Origin of the sequence: Pseudarthrobacter sp. B907 (assembly GCF_040137805.1) — a bacterium.
In the GTDB taxonomy this organism is placed as follows: Bacteria; Actinomycetota; Actinomycetes; order Actinomycetales; family Micrococcaceae; genus Arthrobacter.
In genome coordinates this window covers 37,776-61,209 of sequence record NZ_JBEEQE010000001.1, presented here as the reverse complement: position 1 = coordinate 61,209, position 23,434 = coordinate 37,776, and the positions used below count along the sequence as shown (strand labels likewise).

Genomic DNA, 23,434 nt, shown 5'->3' with positions numbered 1-23,434 from the left:
ACTCGTGCGGGGTCCATGGTCGAGCCGGTTCCCATGCAACTTATTTGTCGAGGAACGAAACCTTGATGCCGATGGAGCCAAACATCCCAGTCAGCATGGACTTGGTGTTTTCGGTGGCACGCTTCCGTAGCTCTGACTGCTCAGCGGCAGCGGTGAATTTCTTCTCGGCGAGGATTTGCATCTTCTTCTCCTGCTCTGGCATACCGACTGCATCCGAGATTCGGTCCAAGACGCCGCGGTCCTGACTGTAGGTGTAGGAGCGCTCAAGATCCAGATTGGGCTTGTCGAGCTGCGCCTCTGGCAGCCGCACCGTCAGCGATTTGCCGTCCGCGGACAGATTTAGGTCCTTCTCAGCCAGGCCGGATAGATCGATGTAGGCGTTGACGGTGCCGGCCGCGACGAACAACGTCCGTCTTCCGGCGATGATGGGCGGCACCCACGAATCGTCGGTCTTGTCGTCGATCACGACTTCGAAGTTGCCGACCGCCGCGTGGTACTGGCTGACGTCCTGGATCGACTTCAACAGTGCGGGCCGGTCCCGATCGTTCTTGCCCGCTTGGAACGGGCTGAATCCGAGCAGGTTCGCTACACCGAGCGCGACCAGCGCCACGACGACTGCGCCAACAAGTGTGAACGTGATGCGCTTGATTGTCGACTTCTTCCTGGCATTTGAATCCGCCTGGATTGAACTCATTGTTATTTCCCCGTTTTTCGTGTGGTGGTCATGCGCGTGGCGGGCGACGTCGGTGGACAGCCGGCGAAGTTGCGAGCCTTGCTTCCCTGACTTTTCCCTCCGTGCCGTTGGCGCCTGTCCAGACTAAGTGGTGCTCGGCAAACGACAGCTCATTTCGGATCGAGACGGTGCAGGTCGCGCGGAGCACAACGCTCCGCTCCTTCCCGGCGTGTGAGACGCGGCACATTCGTTGACTTTTCAAGTAATAGTGCAAGGATAGATGCATACGCATATAAACGCGTACCGCGGGAGCGCCGACATAACGACCCTGACCGCGACATCGCTGAGAGATTGGATTAAGCCATGCAACTCGAGAACAAGGTCGCTTTTATTACCGGTGGCGGATCGGGGCTGGGCCTCGCGACCGCGAAGACCTTCATTGCCGAAGGCGCAAAGGTCATGATCTTCGATTTCAATCCCAAGTCGCAGGAAGTGGCCGACGAGATCGGCGCAAAATTCTTCCAGGGTGACGTCTCGAAGGCCGAGAGCGTCGAAGCGGCCGTCGCGAAGACGGTCGAGGAATTTGGCGGCCTTGATATCGCCGTCGCTTCGGCCGGCGTTGGAGGCGAGGGCGACGTCGTCACCTCCACCGTGGAAAACTGGGAGCGCACCAACGGCATCGACTACTCTGGCGTGTTCTACACCAACAAGTACGCCATCGAGCAGCTCCTCACGCAGGGCCGCGGGGGCGTCGTGGTCAACCTCGCTTCGATGTTCGGTCTGGTGGCCGTCTCCAACAACATCGCCTACTCGGCCTCGAAGGGCGGCGTTGTGAACATGACCCGCGCCGCCGGGACCATGTATGCGAAGGAGGGCATCCGCGTGAACGCGGTGGCCCCGGGCGTGATCCGCACCCCGCTCATCGACGAGCCGACCCTCGAGCAGTACGCAGGCCTGCACCCCGCCGGCCGCGTCGGCGAGGCACAGGAGGTCGCCGACCTCATTACCTTCCTCGCGAGCGACAAGGCGAAGTTCATCACCGGTGCGACTATTCCGATCGACGGCGGCTACACCGCCGTCTAGGCCGACCCTGGTGCAACGAGCGCGCCCCATCCCGTTGGAGGGGGCGCGCTCGTTTGTGTAGGGCGTCCCCTGATGCGGGCTGCCGAAGCCGTCCTGAACGCCCGCCTCATTTAGACACTTGAACCTTCAACTAAAACCGACTAGAATGGTGTCATGACTTCGACACTCGACCGCCCCCCGGTTCTCTTCCTCAGCCACGGCGCACCGCCTCTGGCTGACGACGCCACCTGGACCCGTGAACTCAAGACCTGGTCCGGCACCTTTGACAAGCCCACGGACATCCTTATGGTGTCCGCCCACTGGGAAAACGCCCCGGTGACGCTCAGCGCCACCACCCGCAACCCGGGCTTGGTCTACGACTTCGGCGGCTTCGCCCAGAAGTACTACGACGTCACCTACGACGCGCCGCAGGCCCCCGAGCTCGCCGCCGAGGTGGCGAAGCTCGTGGCAGACCACGGCCACCACGTAGAACGCGACGAGTACCGCGGCCTGGACCACGGCGCCTACGTCCCGCTCAAGGAGATGTTCCCGGACGCGGATGTGCCGGTGGTACAGATGTCCATGCCCACCCTGGATCCGCAGGGCCTGTTCAATCTGGGGAAGTCGCTGGCGCCTTTGCGCGACCGCGGTACGCTGATCGTCGGCTCAGGCTTCACCACGCACAACCTGCGCTGGTTCAACCCCGCCGGCGGACCCGACAGCACACCGCCGTCGGTCTCCCGGGAGTTCGATCACTGGGCAGAGGAAGCAATGGCGCGCGGGGACGTCGACTCCATCCTGGACTTCCTTGACAAGGCTCCGGCGGCCCGCGAGGCGCACCCCCGCAGCGAACACTGGGCCCCGCTCTATGTGGCTCTTGGCGCGGCCTACGAGTCCGGCGACCTGAACGCCAAGACCGCCATTGACGGGTTCTGGTTCGGCCTGTCCAAGCGCTCCTGGACCCTGACCTAAGCAGGGCCGGCGGGCGGCGACGCGAAAGCCCTGCACCCGGTTGGGTGCAGGGCTTTCGCCACATCCGCCGCTCCTCCAGCCAGGATCAGGCGTAGTTCAGGCTCAGCAGCAGGGCCTTGAGCTGGGCGTACTGATCGGTCGCCAGCCAGGCCTTGGCCGCGCCGCGGTTCGGGAAGCCGGGTTCGTTGAAATGAACTCGGGTGAAGAGGCCGCCGTTCGCCGTGGGGATCAGGTTGCACCAAGACGAGACGCCCTCACCTTCCTTCAGCGACCGGGGATCGGTGAGTCCCATGAAATACGCTTCGCCGTTCCCATAGTCTTCCGCTACGAAGCCGAAGCTGGGTTCCACACCGTTCGGCGCCGTCATTCCGGGAGCCGCCGTTTGGTCCAAGACCCGACGTGACACCGGGCCGCCCGCGCACCCGGCGGTGACGCCGTTGGCTAAGGTCAGCAAATCGTTGCCTTCGGTGTCGGCGACGATCGCTTCGACCCCGGGGAGGCCGGCCGGCGGCTGTACCGTCCGCACCGTCCACGTCTCCGGATAGGCGAACGAGATGTGCCCGTCCGGGAAGGTGTAGGTCTTCAGCGCCGGAGACCCGTGCTTCGCGCTTGAGGCGGGAACCTTCGACGCCGGTACGGAGCTGGAAGCGGGGGCTCCCGACGGTGGCATGGACGACGCCGGGACGGTCAGCGCCGTCGTCCGCTCGCCCGTGCCACTCACGGCGACGTCCGAGGCTGCGGCCGGAGTTCCTGGTTGCGGCCCGCAGCCAGCCAGGACGAGGCTGGCGGAGACTCCCGCCACGGCGACTGCCGTGAGGAATGCGGTGCGACGTGAATTCATTGTGTAACCCCCAAAATTCGGTGACGGCGGCCTGAATGCCCGCTTGAAAACAAAGTTTCCGGAACGTCGTCAGGCGTTACAGGCAGGGCCAAGTATTTACCCTGTGTGCCGTTCGCCGTTCCCGCCCCAACCCTCTTGTGTGACGAAGTGTTCAACCCTGCGGTCCGGAACGAGCCAGATCAGGGCCACCGCGGTGTACAGCGCAAGACCGAGCAGTGGCTGCACGGACGCGGTAGCAATGCCGGCCAGGTAGATCAGCGGCGACGCCTTTCCCTTCCAGTCCCGGCCGATTGCGCGTGACAGCGCGCCGCCTCGGCCCTGCCGGCGGATCAGCGCCTGCTGCAGGACGAAGTAGGCGACGGCTGCGCAGAGCAGGTTGATCCCGTAGACCAGCACCGGTACCTCGACGAAGCCCGACTCATCCATCCAGCGTGTACTGAACGGGAACAGCGACAGCCAGAACAATAGGTGCAGGTTGGCCCACAGGACTGACCCGTTGACCGAGTCGGCCAGGTGGATCATGTGGTGGTGGTTGTTCCAGTAGATTCCCACGTAGACGAAACTGAGCAAGTAGCTGAGGAAGGTCGGCAGGACGGCGGCCAGACCGGACCAGGTCGGTTCCTCCGGCGCCCGCAGTTCCAGGACCATGATCGTGATGATGATGGCCAGCACACCGTCGCTGAACGCCTCCAGCCGATTCTTGTTCACAGCGCCAGCTTAGGGCCTGAACGTCGGAGGAAGGCTCCGCACGCGGGCCTTCCTCCGTGCGTCCAATGCCCGACTAACGCTTCGTCTTCCGGGCGCACCGTCGGTCTAGCGAGAGCTATCGCTACCTGACAGTACAGCAGGGGCCCGGGAGAGGAACTCCTCCACTACTTCGGCGAACTCGTCGGGGCGTTCGATCTGGGGCATGTGTCCCGTCTTCGAGAAGACGTACGACTCGGCGTGTGGGAATGCCTCGACCGCCGCCGCCAGATGGCTGTGCGGGAGGATGTGGTCGTGGGTTCCCCACACCACAAGCGTGGGTACGTCCTGCTGCGCCAACGCCCCGATAAGGGCCGTCCGCCATTCGGCCCTGACGCCGGAAACGGTTCCGAGGTCGCGGGCGACGTCAAGCAGCGTCTTGCGGTGGGTTGCCCGTTGCGACAGTGCGAACGCATGGCCCACCCGGGGCTCGGTAACCAAGGCCTTGTCATAGAACAGCGACTGCACGGTGCGGCGCGAAGCGTCCTCGTCGGGACGCATGAGCAGCGCGGCGAGCGGGCGGACTGCGAGCAGACGCAACACCAGTGCGACTTCCTTGCCGAACCCCGCGCTGTTGGCAAGAACCAGGGCCGATACGCGGTCCGGATGCTCGGCAGCCAGTTTCATGGCAACGGCGCCGCCGAGCGAGTTGCCCATCACGGGCAGCGGCCCAGGCGCCCCGACGGCATCGAGGAAGCCTGGAAGGACGGCTGCAAGCTTCGCCAGCGTCGCCTGTCCCGGGACCCGGTCGGAGTACGCGAAGCCGGGCAGGTCCACGCTGATGACGGTGTGGCGTGCCGAGAGCCGCTCGTGTTGCTCGTTCCAGTCCTCCAGGCTCTGGCCGATGCCGTGAAGGAGCAGCAGGGGATCCCCGCTGCCGGTCTTCCGGTACCGCAAGCGTGTGCCGCCGACGTCGACGTGTCCCGTTCCGGGAAGAGCAAGAGGATCTTGGCTCCCCGCCGTCGTACGCCGTCCGGGGGCATGCACGGGTTGCCCGCGCCGTCCGAAACGAACGTGGTCCCTCAGCCGGCCGGCCCTGAGCAAGGCGAAGTCGCGGAAATAGTTCTGGTGCAGCCGCCAAGGCGAGCGGGGGCCCTGTCTGGGCAGGTCGCCGGCGCCGCGCAGGATGTAGCCGGCTTTCAAATCGATCAGCGACGTCTGTTCGGCGTCGGCAACGCCGGCGGGCGCACTGGGCGCCACCCACTGCAGGTTCCGGCGGTCGAGGTACTTCAACAACCTGCAGGCGTAACCTGCGACCAGATCGGCCTTGAGCGTCCACGAGGCGTTCGTGTAGCCGACGGTGAGCGCAAAGTTAGGGACGCCGTCGAGCATCATGCCCTTGTAAGTCAGTGTCCTGCCGACGTCCACAGGTTCGCCGTCGACGGTGAGCGTCATGCCGCCTATCACCAGCAGGTTCAGTCCCGTCGCCATCACGATGACGTCGGCCGGAATTGACCCGCCCGAGGCCAAGTCAACTCCCGTCGGGGTGATCCGCGCGATCTCGTCCGTCACGATGTCGGCGGTCCCGGCGCTGATCGCACGGTAGAGGTCGCCGTTGGGGATCGCGCAGAGCCGCTGGTCCCACGGCTGGTACGTCGGTGCCAGGTGCGTGTCGACCGCAAAGCCGTCCGGCAGTTTGGCGATGGCTGACTTCCGCAGGATTGCCTTCATCGTCTCCGGCCGCCGTCGGCTGAGCTGGTACGTGAACATCGAAAAGAGGATGTTCTTGGCCCGCACGACGTCGTACGCCAGCTGCGCCGGCAGCTTGCCCCGGAGACGGTCGGCAAGGTGGTCCCGCGACGGCACGGGGGCGATGTAGGTGGGGGAGCGCTGCAGCATCGTCACCTTGGCGGCCGACTTCGCCATCGACGGCACCAGTGTCACGGCGGTGGCCCCGCTGCCGATGATCACCACCTGCTTGCCCTCGTATTCGAGGTCGGCCGGCCAGTGCTGCGGGTGGACGATCGGCCCCGCAAACGTCTCGGTCCCCTTAATGGCCGGGGTAAATCCCTCGTCGTAGCGGTAGTAGCCGGAGCAGACGGACAGGAACGAGCAGGTAAACGTGACAGTCGCGCCGGGACCAGACGCCGCATCGCCTGCCCGGTATTCTCCGCCCGACGTCGGGACCGCCGTCACCGTCCACAGTGCGGTATCGCTGGACCATTCGGCTGAGACGACCCGGTGATTCAGCCGGATCTGGGGAGACAGGCCCTCGTCCGCGACCGTCTCCTCGATGTACTCGCGGATCGACTCGCCGTCGGCGATCGCCTTGGCGCCGGCCCAGGGCCGGAAGGAGTAGCCGAGCGTGTACATGTCGCTATCGGAGCGGACGCCCGGGTAGCGGAAAAGGTCCCAGGTGCCTCCCACCGCGCCGCGGGACTCCAGAATCGTAAAAGTCTTTCCGGGTACCTCGCGTTTCAGTCGGCTGGCGAAACCTATGCCGCTTAGCCCGGCGCCGACAATCAACACATCCACGTGTTCGCTCATCATGCCAAGTTATCGACTCCAAGTTGAGAGAGTCAACAGCATGTTGAGAGATGAGGCTAGGATGGGCCCATGGTTCAGCGAGGACGACGCAGCACAAGGGTCTCCGGGGATGAGCGCCAGGACGCGATCCTGCTCACCGCCGAGGGGCTCCTCTGCGAGCGGGCCTTTGACGAGATCTCGATCGAGGATCTCGCCCGAGGCGCCGGCATCTCGCGCCCCACCTTCTACTTCTACTTCTCGTCCAAGGACGAGGTGCTGCTGGCCCTCCTGGACCGGGTGATTACCGAGGTGGAACACCGGGTGGGCGCATTGCCGCGGGATTTCGCGACCGACCCCGCGGGAGCGTGGACGCGCTCCATCGGCATGTTCGTCGAGGTGTTCGTAGCCCACCGCGGCGTCGCCACCGCGGCGATTGGTGCGCGCGCACGCAACGAGGCAGTGCGTGCGCTCTGGTCCAAGTCGATGCAGTCCTGGGCCGACTTCTCAAGTGACGTGATTCAGTCCGAGCAGGACCGAGGGGCTGCGCCACAGGGTGTCGACGCACGGGACTTGGCAGTAAGCCTCAATTTGATGAACGAGCGGGTGATCACCGCGGTCCTCAACCAGGAGAGTCCCGCCATCCCCGAGTCGAGTGCCCTGGATGTGCTATCAACCATCTGGATCCGCAGTATCTATGGATCCGACAACCCCGGACGCCGGTAATGCCCGCGTTGAAAGGAAGAACGCAGATGCCCCAGATCAAGACGCTGACCGTGCTCGGCACCGGAGTGCTCGGCTCGCAAATCGCCTACCAGGCCGCCTTCCACGGATTCGCTGTCACGGCTTATGACATTGACGACGACGCCCTCGCCAAGGCCCGGGCCCGTTTCGCGCAGCTCGCAGGTATCTACCGGGCGGCAAAGGTGGGAGGCGCCGCGGAGGGCGAAGCCGAGGCCGCTCTGGGCAGGCTGCGCTTGACTGCCGACCTGGCCCACGCCGTCGCCGGTGCGGACCTCGTGATTGAGGCCGTCCCCGAACTGCTTGAGCTGAAACGCGAGGTCTACCGCAAACTCGCTGGGCTCGCCCCCGCCAGGACCATCTTCGCCACCAACTCGTCGACCCTGCTGCCGAGCGACCTCAAGGAGTCCACCGGCCGCCCCGACCGCTTCCTCGCCATCCATTACGCCAACAACATCTGGGCGCAGAACATCGCCGAGGTGATGGGCACGGCCGACACCGATCCGGCGGTGTTCGACGCCGTCGTCGAGTTCGCCCGGAACAGCGGGCTGGAACCGATCGAGATCAAGAAGGAGAAGGCCGGCTACGTCCTGAATTCGCTGCTGGTCCCGCTCTTGAACGCGGCCGCAGGCCTGCTACTGCAGGGCATCGCCAGCCCGGAAACCATCGACAAGACGTGGCGCATCGCAACCGGAGCGCCGAGCGGACCGTTTCAGATTTTCGACGTCGTTGGCTTGGGAACCGCATACAACATTGCGTCGTCGTCCCCGGACGCCGGGTCCCAGGCCTTCGCCGGGTATCTGAAGGACAACTACATCGACCAGGGCAAGCTCGGCGTCGCGACGGGCGAGGGCTTCTATACGTACTGAATCAGAACAAAGCGATGCCGGTCAGTTCCCCGAGCCGTCCCATGAGCCGGTCCTGGAAACCCGGGTCCCGGGCTTCGGCGGAGGGCGCGCGGAGTGTGCGGTGGTGCCAGTACCCTTCGCTGGTGAGGGCGGAAGGATCCTTGCTGGTGGCCAGCCAGGTCTGCGTAAGGTGGCCCTTGTCCAGGTCGTCTGGCGCGCCGGGGCCGCCCATTCGGGTGGGTACCCAGCCGGGGTCGACGGCGTTGCTCAGCACGCCGGGCCAGTGGAGCGCTGCTGCAAAGGCCAGCGTGGTGGTGTAAAGCTTGCTCTCGGTGTACGCCTGGCTGGCGTTCCAGGGCCGCTGGGTCCAGTCAATGTCCTCAAGTGAGCCACTGCCGCTGCGGTGGAGGCCGCTGCTGAGGAAGATCAGGCGGGCCGGCTTGTCGATCAACGCGGTCAGCAGGTACGGCGCCAAAGTGTTCACGGCCAGTGTCCGTGCGTGCCCCTCGGGGGTGTTGCCGCGGGCCGGCTCCAGGTAGGTGCCGGCGTTGTGGATGACGGCGTCCATGCGGCCGATGCTGTTCACCTGCTCGGCCAGTGAACGGGTTTCCGTCCCGCTGCTGAGATCGCCCACGACGACGCCGGCGGCCCGGTTGGCCAGGTCGCCGAGGGCTTTGACGCGCTCGGACGTACGGACATGCAGGACGACGTCGTGGCCCTCATCGATAAGGGTAACCGCGGCGCCGAGCCCCAGCCCGGCGGCGGAGCCGGTGATGAAGATGCGTGCCACGCGGTTCCCCTAGTCGTGGTCCACGTCCTGGACGGAGCGGGACAGCAGGCAGAACTCGTTGCCCTCCGGGTCTGCCAGTACCACCCAGCTTACGTCGCGGCCTTGGCCCACGTCCGTGCGCTCTGCGCCGAGGGCGAGCAGCCGCTCGAGCTCCTGCGCCGTAGACGTGCCGTCCGCGCGCAGGTCGAAATGCAGCCGGTTCTTGACGGTCTTGCCCTCAGGGACCGCGATCACATCGATGGTGGGGTACGTCTTGCCGTGCGGGCCGATGCTGATGATCCCGGTGTCCTCCTCGAGGACGTGCCAGCCGAAGACGGCGCACCAGAAGTCGGCCACCACCTGTGGATTGATCGCGTCGATGGCAATTGAAGCTAGTTGGCTCGGCATGGCACCACGATAGCCCAGGAGGGCCTACGGCGCCTGAGATTTTCGGGATGGGGGCGCTGCACCACGTGGCTACGCAGCCGCAAACAAGTACCACTCCGGGAAGGGGTCAGCGGGCAGGTCCGTTTCGGGATCCGGGCCGCGACACTGGTCCGGACCCTGGTCCGCATCGTCCGGTTCGTCTGGAAGCGCGTCCGATTCGAAGTCAGATGCCAGATCCGGGGGCGGCACGCAGTCGAACAGCATATCCGCCGCCAAGATGGGGCCTGGCCAGTGGGGTGGTTCCCAGTCCTGGTGTTCGCTGGGGTAGGTCCGTCCGGTGGGTGAGGTCCAGCCTGGCGGGTGGTTCTTGCCGGCCGCGGTGGGCGTCCAGCCGGAGCCGTGTTTGAGGCGGTGGTGTTTGCGGCAGGGCTGGCCGAGGTTGGCGATGCCGGTGGTGCCGCCGTCGGCCCAAGCCAGGAGGTGGTCGGCGTCGTTGTCCAGGGAGGCGTTGTTGCAGCCGGGGAACGGGCATTTCCCGTCCCGGAGCCGCAGCCATTGCCGCAGGGCCTTCGGGACCCGGTAGCTGGTCCGGCCGATTTCCAGCGGGGCGCCGTCACGCGGGTCGGTCAGGACCCGGTGGAACGACTCGGCGCCGTCCGCGACGAGGCGGCGGGCCATCGACGGCGGGATCGGACCGTGCCCGTCGAGGACGGCGGGTTCGTCGGTGGCGCCCAGCAGGGACAGGGCCGGGACGGTGATCAGGACCTGCGCCCGCGGCGACGGCATTCCGCCAGCTTCGTCGCTGATTCCGCTGGTGAGCAGCCACGTGGCGGCGATGTCGGCGCGGAGCTGGGTCAGGGTCCGGGGTTCGGCCGGGCCCTGCAGGTCGCGGGCGGCGGCGGTGGTTCGTTCCCAGATCCCGGCGGCGGTGTCGGCGGGCAGGTAGGCCGAGAGCCAGGCCATGCCGTCCCGGTCCGGGGTGTATTCGATCCGCCGGTCCCCGGCACTCTTGGTGTGGCGGGTTTCGATGCTGACCGGGTGGTGGCGTTCGCGCCAGGCGCGGGCCTTGGCCCGGAACCGGCCCGGGACGAGCTCCCCGGCGCCGCAGCCGCGGGCGGGGTTGGGCGCGTCGGGGTCCAGGAAATGCGCTTCCAGCGCGGCCGCCCCGGCCGGGTCCAGGTTCGCGGTTTCGTCGACCATGATCCGGGCGTGCTGCCAGGAGATCGTGCCGGCCTGCAGGGCGGCCAGGGTCAGCGGCAGCCCCGCCGTCAGGGCCAGGGCCTCGGAGATCAGCGCCCCGGCGGCCCGTTCGCTCACAGTCAGGACACAGGCGACCTCGGAGACCACCGCCATCTCCCGGACGGTGCATTCCTGCGGCGTCGCCGCCGGCGGCGCCAGGGCCTCGGCCGCCGCGAGGTACTCCGCGGAGAGCCGGACCTTCAACGCCGCGAACCGGCCCTCGCACCGGGCCACCTCGGCCAGGCCGTCCAGGCAAGTGTCGGCTAGTTTCCGCAACGGGTCGGTGTGCTCCGCGCCGTCGTCCATAATGACAGCCAGCGCAGCAACGGACGCGGCAACAGCCGCCAGCGCCTCCGTGGTCTCCGCACGGGTCTCCGAAGTCAAAGCCGCTCCGCTTTCCATAACCCCACACTAGAAGCAGGCACCGACAATAATGCCTACGGTGCAGCGGTCCGCGGAAAGAACGTTCATATAGGGCGGCGCCGGGACGCTTCCGGGCCCCGGAGCTCCCGTGAGAGCGTGAGGTCTTATGAAACGCATCGGTTTTCTGTCCTTCGGCCACTGGGGTGACGTCGCCGGTTCGCGCACACGCTCGGCCCGGGACGCCCTCCTGCAGGCAGTTGACCTGGCCGTGGCCGCGGAGGATGTCGGCGTCGACGGCCGCAGCAACGACCGCGACGGCGGTCTGGCCCGTTTCGGGCGCAGCTACGTCGGAGAGCCCGATCGTCTCGTGGAAGAGCTTTCCCGCGACGCCGCGGTGGCGGCAGAGGATACCCTGCTGGTGACCGTCCCGAACCAGCTTGGCGTCGACTTCAACGTGCGGCTGCTGGAGTCGATTTCCCGCGACCTGCGCCCCGCATTGGGCTGGGACTGATGCGGACCTCCGGCTGACGTGAGGACGCATTCGTGCGAGGATCGGCTATGCGCCAACGCCTGATGCTGCTCGATACCGCCTCGTTGTATTTCCGTGCGTTCTACGGCGTGCCCGACACAATCCACAGCTCCGACGGCACACCGGTGAACGCCGTTCGCGGTCTGCTCGACATGATCGCGCGGCTCACCACCGACTACGACGCGTCGCATCTCATTGCGTGCTGGGACAATGACTGGCGCCCACAGTGGCGGGTCGATCGCCTCCCCAGCTACAAGGCGCATCGCGTGGCCGAGGCCGTGGCGGGCGCTCCTGACGTCGAGCTCGTGCCGGACGCCCTCACCGCCCAGCTTCCGTTGATCCGCAAGGTGCTTGACCTGGCGGGCATCGCCGTCGTCGGGGCGGCGGACCACGAGGCCGACGACGTCGTCGGCACCTACGCCAGCAACGCCAGGTCTCCGGTGGACGTGGTGACCGGCGACCGTGATCTTTTCCAAGTTGTTGACGACGCCCATCAGGTGCGGGTGATCTACACGGCGCGGGGAATGCGGAACCTGGAAGTCGTCACCGAGTCGGTCATTTTCGGCAAGTACCGCGTGCTCCCGGGGCAGTATGCGGACTATGCGACCCTGCGCGGCGATACCTCGGATGGGTTGCCGGGGGTCGCCGGCATCGGCGAAAAGACCGCTGCGGCGCTTCTGGCCGATTACGGCACGCTGGAGAGCCTTTTGGCCGCTGCAACGGACGCGGGAAGCGGACTGTCCCCGTCCATTCGATCAAGGCTCGGCTCGGCCAAGGATTATCTGTCCGTCGCGCCCGACGTCGTGAACGTCGTGCGCGACCTTGAGTTGCCGACTCTTGAGGAGGCAGGTGCGCAACTGCGGCCCGTCGCCGGCGGTTCCCGCGCCGAACTTGAGGCCCTTGCCGCCGAGTGGAACCTTGGCGGCTCGGTCACACGGCTCCTCGCGGCGTTGGACGGGCGTCATTGAGCGGCAAGGTATGACAGTGCGCTGACCACATGGGCTTGGACGCCCATGGACAGGGTCGGGTCCATGACCGGGGCAAACAGAGGGGAGTGGTTGGCCGGAATGTCCTTCGCCACCGTTCCCTTCGCCGCCGCGGCCTGGAACTCTTCCGGGTCCGCGCCGCCGAGGAGCCAGAAGGTGTACGGCGCGCCGAACGCGTCCGGAATGCGGCTGAAGTCCTCGGAAGCCGTCTGCCGCTGGGCCTCGTGCACGGCATCCGCCCCGAAGTGGGCCACAAACGAGGCGTGTACGCCCTCCGTCACGGCCGCGTCGTTGCTCGTGGCCGGGAACTGGTCGTAATACTCAAAGTCAGGTTCCCGCGATGTGCCCGCGGCGGAGCACTCGCCCCTGACGATCCGCTCGATTGCCGCCAGCACGGTGCTGCGGACATGTGGATCGTAGGTGCGGATGTTCAGCAGCATCGTGGCGTGGTCCGGGATGATGTTCGACGCCGTCCCGGCTTTCAACGCTCCCACGGTTACGACTGCGAAGTCGCCGGGCTTGACCTGTCGGGAAACGACGGATTGCAGCCGGACGACGATCGACGCGGCCAGCACCACCGGGTCCACGGACATGTGCGGCATCGAGCCGTGTGCCCCTTTTCCGTATACGACGATCTTGAGTGAATCGGCGGCCGAGAGGACCGGTCCCGCCGTGGTCGCGACGGTTCCTGCGGGTAGTGGCATCACATGCTGGGCGAAGGCGACATCGGGTCTCGGAACCTTGGTGGCGAGGCCATCGTCGATCATGACCTGGGACCCGGCCCCGATCTCTTCGGCCGGCTGGAACAACGCAATGTAGGTACCGGACCACGCGTCCCGACCCTCCGCCAGCAACTTGGCGGCGCCGAGCAGGGTGCTGACGTGGACGTCGTGCCCGCAGGCGTGCATGACCCCGTCCACCTGCGACGCGTAGGGGAGCCCGGTGGCCTCCGTGACGGGCAGCGCGTCCATGTCGGCCCGGGCCAGGACGGTGGGACCCTCGCCATTCAGCATCACGCCCACGACGCCGGTACCGCCGATGCGGCTCACCGAATAGCCGAACGCCGCGAGCTTGGCTTCGACCATCGTCGACGTTGCGTGTTCTTCCAGACTGAGTTCCGGATGCCGGTGCAACTCGGTGTAGGTTTCGCGAATCCACCCCAGCTCGGAATCGAGGCCGCCTAGGACCGTTGCGACGTTACTCATGAGCAGCTCGCTCTCGCTGGCTGAAGGCGACGGAGAAGTCCTGGCGCCGCTGGCACGATCCAGCCTAGACCGCTGAGCGACGAGATCAAGGACAGCGGGTGGCCCTAGGCCCTTCCCGCCCCCACCGCTGTGCTGGTAGACCGGTAACCCAGGTGTTATCAATCCGAGCGCTCCGGGAGGTGCGCATGGCCGAGGTGACAGTCGCGACGGAACGCGGCGAAATGCCGACCTACCTGGCTGCTCCGCCCGGCGCGGGTCCCTGGCCCGGCGTCGTGGTCATCCATGACGCGCTGGGCCTGAGCCGCGACACCCGCAGCCAGGCTGACTGGCTCGCCGGCGAGGGGTACCTCGCGGTGGCGCCGGACCTGTTCCACTGGGGGAGCCGGGCAACGTGTTTGTGGTCCCTGATCCGCGGGTGGCGGCCCCTCGGCGACCTGGACCGCACCCGCGCATGGCTGGCCGCACGCGAGGACTGCACCGGCCGGGTTGGCGTGATCGGTTTTTGCATGGGCGGCGGGTTCGCGCTCATGTTGGCCCCGGACCACGACTTCGCCGCTGCCAGCGTGAACTACGGCGGGTTCGACGACGAGACGGCGAGGGCAATGCCCCGCGCCTGCCCGATTGTGGCGAGCTATGGCGCGAACGACCGCTGGCCGGGAGTGCGCAAGGCACCGGCCCGGCTGGAGCCGCTGCTGACCGCCGCCGGGATAGACCACGACATCAAGGTCTACCCGGGCGCTGGGCATGGTTTTCTCAACAAGCATGGCCCCTCGGACTTGACGTTCGGTGACCAACTGCTCGCGAAACTGGTGGCGGCGGGCTACCACGAGCCCTCCGCCGAGGACGCGCGCCGTCGCATCCTCGTTTTCTTCAAGAAACACCTGGGCCCTGCGGGGGAGGAGCAATGACCAACAGCGCCCCGGGGCGGCGGGCCGGCATCGTTGCCGCCGGGTCCGCAGCTGCCTATCTGGCCCTCGTGCGCCCGCGCCTGTTGCGCGCGGGCGCGACCGGCGGCGAGGTCCTCGGACCCTACCCGGGCGCCGTGATCGTCCCGGGTGGAAAGCGCAGCGCAACGATGGCCGTGACCATCAACGTGCCACCGTCGCGCGTGTGGCCCTGGCTGCTGCAGATGGGCACCGACCGGGGCGGCTGGTACAGCTGGGACCGGCTGGACAACTTCGGACGGCGCAGCGCGGAAACCATCCACCCCGAGTGGCAGGACATCGCCGTCGGCGACCATCTGTCGGCCACACCGGACGGCAGCCAGTGGTGGCAGGTGGCAGCGCTGGAGCCGGAACGGTTCCTTGGCCTTCGGATGTCCCTCGATCTGCGGGGGAGGCCGTTCGACCCGGCAGGAGCACGGCCGCGGCACTTCACCGACTCGCTCTGGGGATTCGAGCTGAAGGAAACGGCGGACGGGCGCACCCGGCTCGTCGTCAGCGGGTACTGGTCGTTCCGGCCGAAATGGCTACAGCCTCTCCTGAGCATTGTGGTGCTGGAGCCCTCGCACTGGGTGATGCAGACCCGCCAGTTCGCCAACCTCAAGCGTCTCGCCGAGTCAGAAAGCGTCTGAGCGTCCGGCGCCCGCCGGCCCGCCGTAACCGCCACCGCCGGTAGTCGGGCCTCCGCTGCCGAGCAAACTGCGGGTGAGGGCCTCGCCGTCGGCCATCAGCTCGCCCACGGCCGCCTGAAGGTGGGTGTCCGCGACCGGGACGCCGGCAAGGGCGGCGGCCACGACGGCGCGGCGGATCAGCTCGCGGGCGAACGAGGCCGTGGTGCCGTCGGTCCGGTCCGCTGCCTCCTCGAGTGCCGCAGGGCTGAAGTCGATCCCGCGGGCATACAACCGGAGCAACGCCACGCGCTCTGCCTGCGCGGGCAGCGGAATCTCCACGGCCAGATCCACCCGGCCCGGCCGCTGCGCCAGGGCACGCTCCAGCATGTCCACCCGGTTCGTGGTGAGGACGAACGCCACATCGGCGTCGTCGGCCAGGCCGTCCATGGCGTCGAGCACCTCGAACAGCAGCGGCTGGGGCCCGTGGCCGAAGCGGCGGTCCTCGGCGATCAGGTCGCAGTCCTCGAGCACAACGATGGACGGCTGCAGCGCCCGCGCCATGGTGGCCGCCTCCGAGATCCGGGCCAGCGAGCCGCCGGACAGCAGGATGGCGGTGGCCCCGTGGCTGCGGCTGAGCAGATACCGCACCGTGTGGGTCTTCCCGGTGCCCGGCCGGCCGTAGAGCAGGATGCCGCGCTTGAGGTGCTGCCCGTACTGGTTGAGGGTGTCGCGGTGCTCGGCGATCCCCAAGGCGTGGTCGGCAACCTTCTGCAGCAGGCCGTCCGGCAGGATGACCTCGGCAGCGGCCAGGGATGGGCGCGCGTGGAAGGTCACGCCCGCCGCGCTGGGGCCGTATTCACCCATAACGAGTGAAATGACCTGCCCCTTGAGGACGCTGTGATGCTGCATGCGACGGCGGAAGTCGGCGAGGAAGGCCGCCGCGGAGTCAGTATCTGCGGCAAGGACTTCCAGGCGGACAGTCTGCCGGCCGGACCGGGGGTTGGCGTCCCGCTGCAGCACGGCGATCGGCCGGCCGCCGTGGCTGAACAGCCAGAGCCCCAGCGCCACCGCTTGGCGCTGCTCGTCCGGCCCCACCGCCAGGTTGGCGTAGTCGGGCTGGGACAGCGGGAACTGCGGAAAGACCTGCGCCTGCTGCAGCATGTCGCTTAGGGAGTGATGGTGGCGCTGGTCCCCTCCGCCGATGCCGACCAGCCGGAACTGCGGATCCTCGCCCGCAAGCTCTGCCATCTGGATGTCCGCGTCCACGAACCGGTGTGGCGGGATGTCTTCCACCACGACGGAGACCGACCGGGCCGGCACGCCCAGATGCCCGGTGAGCGTCGTCAGCAGCTGCGGCCCGGCTGATGCGCGGTGCTGTCCGGCCTGCGCAAGCTGCACGAGTTGCGCGAAATTGTCGATGAACTTCCCCAAATTTTCATCCATGCGCAGACCCTACCAGCGTCCGTGCACCCGGCAGCCCTACCGCAGGTTCTCCTGAATGGCCCGGCCCAGAATGCGGGCACCCTCCGGGAACGCGCCGGGGTTGGGCCCGGCGTAGTTGAGCCGGATGAACGGGCCGGCCGGCTCGGCCGGGAACCATTCCGTGCCGGCGGCAATGAGCAGGCCAGCACGCTCGCAGTCGGCGCTCAACTGCTCGACGTCGGTCCCGTCCGGCAGCCGCGCCCAGAGGTTCAGCCCGCCCTTGGGGACCAGGGTCAGATGGGCCTGCGGAGCGTGCTCGCGAAGACTCGTCACCAGCAGGTCGCGGCGCGACTGGAGCTGGTGCCGGACGCTGCGCAGGTGCGTCTGCCAGGCCGGCTGGGTGACGACGTCCAGGGCCGCGGCCTGGAGCAGGCCGCTGACGTACATCGACTCGGCCCCGCGGTCGGCGAGGATGCGCTCCCTGGCCGGTCCGCGCGCAATGACGGCGGCCACCCGGATGGCCGGCGACACACTCTTCGTCAGCGTCCGCAGGTACACCACATGGCCGGAATCGTCGCGCGCGGCCACGGGGGAGGGGGCGCTGCTGATGCCGAAGTCGTGTGCCCAATCGTCCTCCACGAGGAACGCCCCATGCCGCCGCACCACCTCCAGGACCTCGTCTCCGCGCCGGACGCTCCACTGGGCCCCGGTGGGATTGGCGTAGTTTGCCTGGGCATAGAACAGCCGCGACCCTGTCTCCTCGAACGCCCGGGCCAACCCGTCCGGGTCGGGGCCGTCCGGCCCGCTCGGCACCGGGACGACACGGACGCCGGCCTGGGCGGCCGCGAGGATGGCACCCCAGTAGCTGGGGGACTCCATCAGCAGCGGCTGCCCGCTGCCCACCAGCGCCCTGAAGATCGAGCTGAGGCCGCTTTGGCTGCCCGGCAACACGACGACGTCGCTCGCCCCGGGCGGGGTGACGCCCGGAGGAGTCGAGGTACCGAGTTCGTGGGCGAACCAGGACTGCAGCTCGGGAAGTCCTGCGGCGGGGGCGCGGGTGAGTGCCGCCTCGCCGCGGGTTGCCCGGATCAGGGCCGCCCGGACCAGCCGCTCCGGGAGTAGTTCGCGGGCCGGGTAGCCCGAGTGCAGGGCGATCACATCGTTGGGTGCGCTGCGCATCGCGGCCGACGCCGAGCGCAGCGGCGCCTGCGGTGACCGCAGGGCCGCCGTCTGCCAGCCGTAGTCGGAGGGACGCGCCGTCCGGACCGCGCGGACGAAGGTCCCGACGCCCGGACGGCTTTCGATCAGGCCCTGGGCGGTGAGGGCCTGCAGGGCCTTCTGCACCGTAACGGGACTGACACTGTGTTCGGCCACGAGCGCGCGCGTGGACGGCAGCCGTGAGCCGGGGGCGGCCCGTGCAATCCATTCCTTCAGCTGCGCCACAATCCGCGAACTGCTATCGTTGTCCATGAGAGACAAGAGTAGCGCTACTGTCAAAGTAAGCCCAGTGATACCGGCCGCGCCCGCTGCCCCCTCGGCCGGCCGCGCGGCCGGCCTCTGGTGGGGCCTGCTTGGCGTGGCGGCGTTCTCTTTCACGGTTCCGTTCACCCGGGTTGCCGTCGCCGGACTGTCGCCCCTGTTCATCGGCCCCGGCCGGGCGGTTGTGGCAGCTGCCCTGGCCTCCGCGGCGCTCGTCCTAACCCGCCAGCGTTTCCCCTTGGGCCGGCAGTGGGCCAGGCTCGCGGTGGTCGCCGGCGGAATCGTCGTCGGCTTCCCGCTGCTCACCTCCTTCGCCCTCACCAGCGCTCCCGCCAGCCACGGCGCCGTCGTGATCGCGCTGCTCCCGGCCGCGACGGCGACTGCCGCCGTTCTCCGCGGACATGAGCGGCCGCCCGCGGCGTTCTGGCTCGCCACGGCGGCGGGCGCTGCTGCCGCTGTCGGCTTCGCCTTCGCGCCGCCGGGAGGTTTCGGGCAACTGCATTGGGCGGACCTGTTGCTCCTCGGCGCCGTCGCGGTCGCGGCGGTGGGCTATGCCGAAGGCGGCCTGCTCGCCCGCGAACTTGGCGCCTGGCAGACCGTGTCGTGGGCGCTCGTCCTCGCGGCGCCGCTGATGGTCGCCCTGGCCGCGCTCGCGGTGGCCCAGCAGCCGCCGTCGGGCACCCCGGCGCAGTGGGCCTCCTTCGCCTACCTCGGCGTCGTCAGCATGTTCCTCGGATTCTTCGCGTGGTACCGGGGACTCGCAATCGGCCCGATGACGCAGGTCAGCCAGATCCAGCTCGTTCAGCCCGTGCTCAGTATCGCGTGGGCGGCGCTACTCCTCGGCGAAGCGCTGACGCCGGTCACCCTGATGGGCGGCGCCGCCGTGATCGCCTGCGCCGGCCTGGCCGTCCGGGCCCGGGTGAAGCCGCCGCTGGCGCCGCCGCGAGCCTGAAGACGCGCGGACTGCGCCAATTTACCCATCGTCAAAGGACAGCCCCATGTATATCCCCGCACACTTCGCCGCCAGCCCGGGCGCCATCGAGGAACTCCTCGCTGCCCCGGTAGCCGCCAACCTCATCACCATGACCTCGGAGGGCCTGCTCGCCAGCTTCTTGCCGCTCCTCTACGATCCCTCGGCCGGCGCGCACGGCGCGCTGCACGGCCACCTGGCCAGGAACAATCCGCAGTGGTCCAAGCCGCCGATCGGAGAGGCATTGGTCATCCTTCAGGGTGCGGACGCCTACATTTCGCCGGCCTGGTATGCCTCAAAGGCCGAGCACGGCCGCGTTGTGCCGACCTGGAACTACTCCACCGCACACGTCTACGGCACGCTGGTGGTCCATGAGGACCCGGCCTGGCTCGACCGCCATGTCCGGCAGTTGACCGAATTCCACGAAGCGCGTTCAGACCGGCCATGGTCCGTCGACGACGCCCCGGAGCGGTATATCGCCGGCCAACTGCGGGCCATCGTCGGCGTCGAACTGCTGATCAGCAGGATCGAGGCGAAGGCCAAATTGAGCCAGAACCGCTCTGCCCTGGACATCGACGGCGTGGTGGCAGGACTTCGGGCCGCCGGTCACACGGCCAGCGCGGCCGACGTCGACCGGGCACGGCAGGAAGGGTTGCCGTTGGCGTAGCCATTTCCACCGGCCTGCACTAGATTCAGGGGACAAACCGGCAGGGGGCCGGTCCTCCAGCGGCGGACCAACGGCAAGGATGACCATGAAAACCAGTTCCCCCACCGCGGCCGCCCTCGGCACCTTCATCCTGGCCGGCTGGTTGCTGGCCGGATCCGCGGTCCCGGCCCAGGCGGCCGGTGTCACGTACTACGTCAGTGCCGCGGGCAACGACAGAACTCGCGGTGCCGCAGGACGGTGACTGCAACGGAACGGCCGCCGCCGATTCCGGAGCCTACGAGTTCGACTCGCCCAACTGCTGAGCTGTTTGCGGTGGGCTCCCGGCAGGGCTCAGGGACGCGCGTCGCTGCTGTAGCTGAGCCCGATCTGGCCCCGGACAGTGTCCAGCGCCGCCATGACCTGGACGCTCTGGCTGGGCGGCAGGATGTCGTTCGCGGTGGCGCCAGCGGCGATCAGCCGCTCCATCTCCCAACCCTGGTACTGCATGCCGCGGCCGGTCACCGGCTCGTCGAAGCGCTCGACGACGTTACCGCCGTCGTCGTAGCGGGTGAAGCCCGTGGGGGTGTACCAGACCGGATCGATTTCAATGCTGCCTCCGGTGCCGATGACCGCGGCCCGGTTCGGTCCCGCGGTGTCCAGCGCGCAATGCAGCACCGCCTGCTGTCCGTCCCCGTATTCGAAGATCATGGCGGTCTGGCGGTCGACGCCGGTGGCCGTCATGCTGGCGGCGGCCTGGATTCCGGCCGGCACCCCGAAGAGGTCGAAGGAGAAGGACACCGGGTAAATGCCCAGGTCCAGGAGGGCGCCGCCGCCCAATGCCGGGTCGTTAAGCCGGTGTTCCGGATCCTTGGGGAGGTTCTGGTTGTGGTCCGCAAGCAGGGTCCGGACCTCGCCGAGGGCGCCCGAGCCGACCAGTTCACGGATCCGGACCATGTGCGGCAGGTACCGCGTCCACATTGCCTCGAGGGCGACCAGGCCCTTGGACGCGGCGAGGTCCACGACCTCCTGCGCCTGCCACGCGTTCATCGCGAACGGTTTTTCCACCAGCACGTGCTTGCCGGCGTTCAGAGCCAGCAGTGCGTTCGCGTAGTGGAAGGGGTGCGGCGAGGAGATGTAGACCACGTCGACGTCGGCGTCTTCCACCAGCGATTCGTAGCTGCCATGGGCCGCGGGCAGGCCGAACCTGGCGGCGAACTCGCGGGCCGTGGCCAGATTGCGGGAGCCCACCGCCTGGACCGAAAAGCCGTGCTGCACCAGATCCGAGGTCTGCAGCCCGGCAATGAGGCCGGTGCCAAGGATTCCCCACCGGATGACGCTTCCCGGGCCTTCGGGGCGATCGGGGGAGTGGGTGGTGGGGGTGTCTGACATGGAGGGGTCCCTTCCGCGGGCCGCTGCCGGCGTGTTGTAGGCCGTACCGTATGGGCGTCAGTCTATTGCAGGCGGTTCCGGGTCAGAGGGTGTGGTTCGACGTTTCGGCGGGAAATAGCGGCCTGCAGTGAGTGCAGGCTTCGCCGCCTGGCGGTGCCTCGCCGGCCGGGGTGAGCGCAGTCCGTTCAAGATCCAGGCGCAGGCGCAGCGCCCAGCCCAGCAGGGCCAGCGAGGCGAGCGCGGCGGCAGGCTGGATCACGGCGCCCAGCAACGCGGGGGACGCCCAGCTGAACAGATAACCAAGGAGGCTGTCCGGGCCGGGGGAGGTGCCCAGCGCCAGCCCGGCGAGGCCAAGCACCGGCCATCGGGTGTCGCACACCGTGGCCTCTGCGCCGATCGGGGCCCGGACGTAGCTGCCGACGACAAGGCCGGCCAGTAGCGAACCGGCGACGATCGCCGGGACGGTCCACCACGCGGCCCAGACCGCGCCGGCGCCGACGATGCCGGTCGCGGCGGCCAGGACCACCGCGAACGTCGCGGCGGTAATGCCGGCAGTCACACGTCGTGGGCGCTCCCAGCGGCGCAGCAAACGCCACTCCCGTCGCGGCCAGCCCGAGGCTTCCACCGGTTCGCCGGCGGGCCCATCCTCAGCCTTGGTGTGCCGCGGCATGTTCTTCCGCCTTTCCCCACGCACGGATGGCGGTCCAGCCGATGACGACAGCAACCAGCGCAATAGCTAGAAAGCCGAGCCCGGAATAGCCGGCCGCGGCAAGGACCGGACCGGCAAGGGCGCCGCCGAGGGCCCCGGCGGCGTTCATGCCCAGGTCGGATACGCCCTGGATGGCCGGCCGGTCCTGCCCGGAAACGGATTCGGCCACCATTGCTGATCCCGCGACCACCGAGGCGGACCAGCCCAGGCCCAGAAGGATGAGGCTAACCGTCACGGTCGTGCGGGAATCCGCGGCGAAACCGGCGATAAGGAGAGATGTCAGCAGCATGCCCTGGCCCATGAGCACGACTGGCAGCCGTCCGGTCTTGTCGGCAAGCCAGCCGAAGACGGGGGAGAGGGCGTACATTCCTGAGATGTGAAGGCTGATGGTGAAGCCCACGATCGTCAGGCTTGCGCCGTGCTCGCGCAGATGGATCGGAGTCATGGACATCAGCGCCACCATGGTGGCGTGGCTTAGCGCCACGACGACGACGGCGTACCGGGCCCGGGCGTTGCTGCGAAGGATCCGCAGTCCGGACTGTGGAACCGTAGTTTCCCCGGGCCGGTCACCGGACTTCAGCGCCTCCAGCAACGGGTCCGGCCGTAGTCCGGCTAGGTACACGGCGGCGGCGGCGAGTTGGGCGGCCACCGAAAAGGCAAAAGCCCCGGTCATTGGCGGCAAGCCGAGTGCGGCGCCGGCGGTTTCCCCGGGGCCGAAGAGATTGGGGCCCAGCACGGCTCCGATTGTGGTGGACCAGACGACCACGGAGAGGTCGCGGGCACGCGAACCGGGCCGGGCCAGATCGGTGGCGGCAAACCGGGCCTGCAGGTTCACCGCGGAGCCCGAACCCAGCAGCATCAGCCCCAGCAGGAGCAGCGGGAAGATCGCGAGCGCGGCCGAGCTGATCGCGATGACCGCGCCGGCACCCGCGATGAAGGCGCCGGTGGAGAGCGACACTCGGCGTCCCCGCGCGCGCGCGAGCCGGGCCAGGGGAATCGCGGCGAGGGCTGCGCCGAGAGTGCTCATGGTCGCTGCCGTGCCGGCCCAGGCCGGCGAGCCGGACAGCTGGGCCGCCAGCAGCGAACCGAGGGACAAGGTTGCGCCCATACCGATTCCGCCCAGGATCTGGCCGCCGACCAGCACGGAGAGCACCTTCCGCTGCGAAGCGCGGCCAGGAAGGTGCTCCCGTACGGCCGCGGGCCGGGGCGGCATCATCGCCCGGTGGGGCGCAGGCGCCGTGGCATCCCGGCCGGTCGGGGAGGGGTCACTTGCAGGTGCAGCGCTGTTCGGTGGGCACGTCGGCCATGACGGACTCCACGTGCTCGCCGCACCCGGCCCAGGTGATCTTGCCACAGCTATTGCAACGGACGGGACTGCACATTGTTTCTCCTTGAGTCGGGTACTACGGGTGCGGCTTGTGCCGCGGGTTCTGTTGAACTGCTCG

General features: G+C 68.0%; 25 protein-coding genes. 11 read left to right on the top strand and 14 right to left on the bottom strand.

Annotated features, from left to right (window positions below):
* Positions 1 to 40: 40 nt before the first annotated feature.
* Positions 41 to 694: a DUF4230 domain-containing protein gene (locus ABLI39_RS00320; RefSeq protein WP_349411348.1), complete on the bottom strand. Its 654-nt coding sequence runs from the start codon at positions 692 to 694 to the stop codon at positions 41 to 43.
* A 342-nt stretch (positions 695 to 1,036) separates the two neighbouring features.
* Here ABLI39_RS00320 and ABLI39_RS00315 point away from each other — a divergent pair, with 342 nt between their 5' ends.
* Both ABLI39_RS00315 and ABLI39_RS00310 read left to right on the top strand, forming a co-directional pair.
* Positions 1,037 to 1,756 carry an SDR family NAD(P)-dependent oxidoreductase gene (locus tag ABLI39_RS00315; protein ID WP_349411346.1) on the top strand — a complete coding sequence of 240 codons (720 nt, stop codon included), beginning with the start codon at positions 1,037 to 1,039 and terminating at the stop codon, positions 1,754 to 1,756.
* Between the two features lie 153 nt (positions 1,757 to 1,909).
* Entirely contained in the window at positions 1,910 to 2,707 is a 798-nt protein-coding gene (locus tag ABLI39_RS00310) for a dioxygenase family protein (RefSeq protein WP_349411345.1), read from the top strand.
* A gap of 85 nt (positions 2,708 to 2,792) precedes the next feature.
* On the opposite strand, the gene ABLI39_RS00305 is transcribed toward ABLI39_RS00310, so the two are convergent.
* The 3 genes from ABLI39_RS00305 to ABLI39_RS00295 form a co-directional block, all read right to left on the bottom strand.
* Positions 2,793 to 3,548, bottom strand: a complete 756-nt coding sequence (locus ABLI39_RS00305) for a hypothetical protein (protein WP_349411343.1) — start codon at positions 3,546 to 3,548, stop codon at positions 2,793 to 2,795.
* A 96-nt stretch (positions 3,549 to 3,644) separates the two neighbouring features.
* The gene (locus ABLI39_RS00300) at positions 3,645 to 4,256 is read right to left on the bottom strand and encodes a TMEM175 family protein (RefSeq protein ID WP_349411342.1); all 612 of its coding nucleotides are present in this window, start codon (positions 4,254 to 4,256) and stop codon (positions 3,645 to 3,647) included.
* 105 nt (positions 4,257 to 4,361) lie between these two features.
* Complete coding sequence (locus tag ABLI39_RS00295) at positions 4,362 to 6,779, bottom strand: alpha/beta fold hydrolase (RefSeq protein WP_349411341.1); 2,418 nt, start codon at positions 6,777 to 6,779, stop codon at positions 4,362 to 4,364.
* 69 nt (positions 6,780 to 6,848) lie between these two features.
* Here ABLI39_RS00295 and ABLI39_RS00290 point away from each other — a divergent pair, with 69 nt between their 5' ends.
* Both ABLI39_RS00290 and ABLI39_RS00285 read left to right on the top strand, forming a co-directional pair.
* Entirely contained in the window at positions 6,849 to 7,481 is a 633-nt protein-coding gene (locus ABLI39_RS00290) for a TetR/AcrR family transcriptional regulator (protein WP_349411340.1), read from the top strand.
* 26 nt (positions 7,482 to 7,507) lie between these two features.
* The gene (locus ABLI39_RS00285) at positions 7,508 to 8,365 is read left to right on the top strand and encodes a 3-hydroxyacyl-CoA dehydrogenase (protein ID WP_349411339.1); all 858 of its coding nucleotides are present in this window, start codon (positions 7,508 to 7,510) and stop codon (positions 8,363 to 8,365) included.
* A gap of 1 nt (position 8,366) precedes the next feature.
* Here ABLI39_RS00285 and ABLI39_RS00280 read toward each other — a convergent pair whose 3' ends face one another.
* From ABLI39_RS00280 to ABLI39_RS00270, 3 genes are all read right to left on the bottom strand, one after another.
* Positions 8,367 to 9,134, bottom strand: a complete 768-nt coding sequence (locus tag ABLI39_RS00280; protein WP_349411338.1) for an SDR family NAD(P)-dependent oxidoreductase — start codon at positions 9,132 to 9,134, stop codon at positions 8,367 to 8,369.
* Positions 9,135 to 9,143: 9 nt separating this feature from the next.
* The gene (locus ABLI39_RS00275; protein ID WP_349411337.1) at positions 9,144 to 9,521 is read right to left on the bottom strand and encodes a VOC family protein; all 378 of its coding nucleotides are present in this window, start codon (positions 9,519 to 9,521) and stop codon (positions 9,144 to 9,146) included.
* Between the two features lie 69 nt (positions 9,522 to 9,590).
* Entirely contained in the window at positions 9,591 to 11,141 is a 1,551-nt protein-coding gene (locus ABLI39_RS00270) for an HNH endonuclease signature motif containing protein (protein WP_502935161.1), read from the bottom strand.
* A gap of 127 nt (positions 11,142 to 11,268) precedes the next feature.
* On the opposite strand from ABLI39_RS00270, the gene ABLI39_RS17375 reads away from it, so the two are divergent.
* A complete protein-coding gene (locus tag ABLI39_RS17375; RefSeq protein ID WP_502935160.1) occupies positions 11,269 to 11,613 on the top strand; it encodes a hypothetical protein in 345 nt (114 codons plus the stop codon).
* 47 nt (positions 11,614 to 11,660) lie between these two features.
* Complete coding sequence (locus ABLI39_RS00260; protein ID WP_349411335.1) at positions 11,661 to 12,599, top strand: 5'-3' exonuclease; 939 nt, start codon at positions 11,661 to 11,663, stop codon at positions 12,597 to 12,599.
* On the opposite strand, the gene ABLI39_RS00255 is transcribed toward ABLI39_RS00260, so the two are convergent.
* The gene (locus tag ABLI39_RS00255) at positions 12,593 to 13,822 is read right to left on the bottom strand and encodes an amidohydrolase (RefSeq protein WP_349411334.1); all 1,230 of its coding nucleotides are present in this window, start codon (positions 13,820 to 13,822) and stop codon (positions 12,593 to 12,595) included. The two genes, ABLI39_RS00260 and ABLI39_RS00255, sit on opposite strands and share 7 nt — an antisense overlap.
* A gap of 185 nt (positions 13,823 to 14,007) precedes the next feature.
* Between ABLI39_RS00255 and ABLI39_RS00250 the strand changes: the two genes are divergently transcribed.
* Positions 14,008 to 14,730, top strand: coding sequence for a dienelactone hydrolase family protein (locus ABLI39_RS00250; RefSeq protein WP_349411333.1), 723 nt, complete (start codon positions 14,008 to 14,010; stop codon positions 14,728 to 14,730).
* Complete coding sequence (locus ABLI39_RS00245; protein ID WP_349411332.1) at positions 14,727 to 15,395, top strand: hypothetical protein; 669 nt, start codon at positions 14,727 to 14,729, stop codon at positions 15,393 to 15,395. The genes ABLI39_RS00250 and ABLI39_RS00245 overlap by 4 nt, the downstream gene beginning before the upstream one ends.
* Here ABLI39_RS00245 and ABLI39_RS00240 read toward each other — a convergent pair.
* Entirely contained in the window at positions 15,381 to 16,817 is a 1,437-nt protein-coding gene (locus ABLI39_RS00240; RefSeq protein WP_349411331.1) for an AAA family ATPase, read from the bottom strand. The genes ABLI39_RS00245 and ABLI39_RS00240 overlap by 15 nt on opposite strands.
* Before the next feature lie 36 nt (positions 16,818 to 16,853).
* Positions 16,854 to 18,266: an aminotransferase-like domain-containing protein gene (locus ABLI39_RS00235; protein ID WP_349411330.1), complete on the bottom strand. Its 1,413-nt coding sequence runs from the start codon at positions 18,264 to 18,266 to the stop codon at positions 16,854 to 16,856.
* Here ABLI39_RS00235 and ABLI39_RS00230 point away from each other — a divergent pair.
* The 3 genes from ABLI39_RS00230 to ABLI39_RS00220 all read left to right on the top strand — a co-directional run bounded on the left by ABLI39_RS00230 (position 18,265) and on the right by ABLI39_RS00220 (position 20,153).
* Positions 18,265 to 19,227 (top strand): DMT family transporter, encoded by a 963-nt coding sequence (locus ABLI39_RS00230; RefSeq protein ID WP_502935159.1) that lies wholly within the window; start codon positions 18,265 to 18,267, stop codon positions 19,225 to 19,227. The two genes, ABLI39_RS00235 and ABLI39_RS00230, sit on opposite strands and share 2 nt — an antisense overlap.
* 46 nt (positions 19,228 to 19,273) lie before the next feature.
* Positions 19,274 to 19,912, top strand: a complete 639-nt coding sequence (locus ABLI39_RS00225; protein WP_349411328.1) for an FMN-binding negative transcriptional regulator — start codon at positions 19,274 to 19,276, stop codon at positions 19,910 to 19,912.
* Positions 19,913 to 19,997: 85 nt separating this feature from the next.
* Complete coding sequence (locus tag ABLI39_RS00220) at positions 19,998 to 20,153, top strand: hypothetical protein (protein WP_349411327.1); 156 nt, start codon at positions 19,998 to 20,000, stop codon at positions 20,151 to 20,153.
* 89 nt (positions 20,154 to 20,242) lie between these two features.
* Here the strand turns inward: ABLI39_RS00220 and ABLI39_RS00215 are convergent, their stop codons facing one another.
* The 4 genes from ABLI39_RS00215 to ABLI39_RS17370 all read right to left on the bottom strand — a co-directional run bounded on the left by ABLI39_RS00215 (position 20,243) and on the right by ABLI39_RS17370 (position 23,371).
* A complete protein-coding gene (locus ABLI39_RS00215; RefSeq protein WP_349411326.1) occupies positions 20,243 to 21,280 on the bottom strand; it encodes a Gfo/Idh/MocA family protein in 1,038 nt (345 codons plus the stop codon).
* An 82-nt stretch (positions 21,281 to 21,362) separates the two neighbouring features.
* Positions 21,363 to 21,839, bottom strand: a complete 477-nt coding sequence (locus ABLI39_RS00210; RefSeq protein WP_349411325.1) for a hypothetical protein — start codon at positions 21,837 to 21,839, stop codon at positions 21,363 to 21,365.
* A gap of 88 nt (positions 21,840 to 21,927) precedes the next feature.
* Entirely contained in the window at positions 21,928 to 23,133 is a 1,206-nt protein-coding gene (locus ABLI39_RS00205; RefSeq protein WP_349411324.1) for an MFS transporter, read from the bottom strand.
* Between the two features lie 121 nt (positions 23,134 to 23,254).
* Entirely contained in the window at positions 23,255 to 23,371 is a 117-nt protein-coding gene (locus ABLI39_RS17370; protein ID WP_497900093.1) for a DUF8730 family Cys-rich protein, read from the bottom strand.
* Positions 23,372 to 23,434 lie beyond the last annotated feature (63 nt).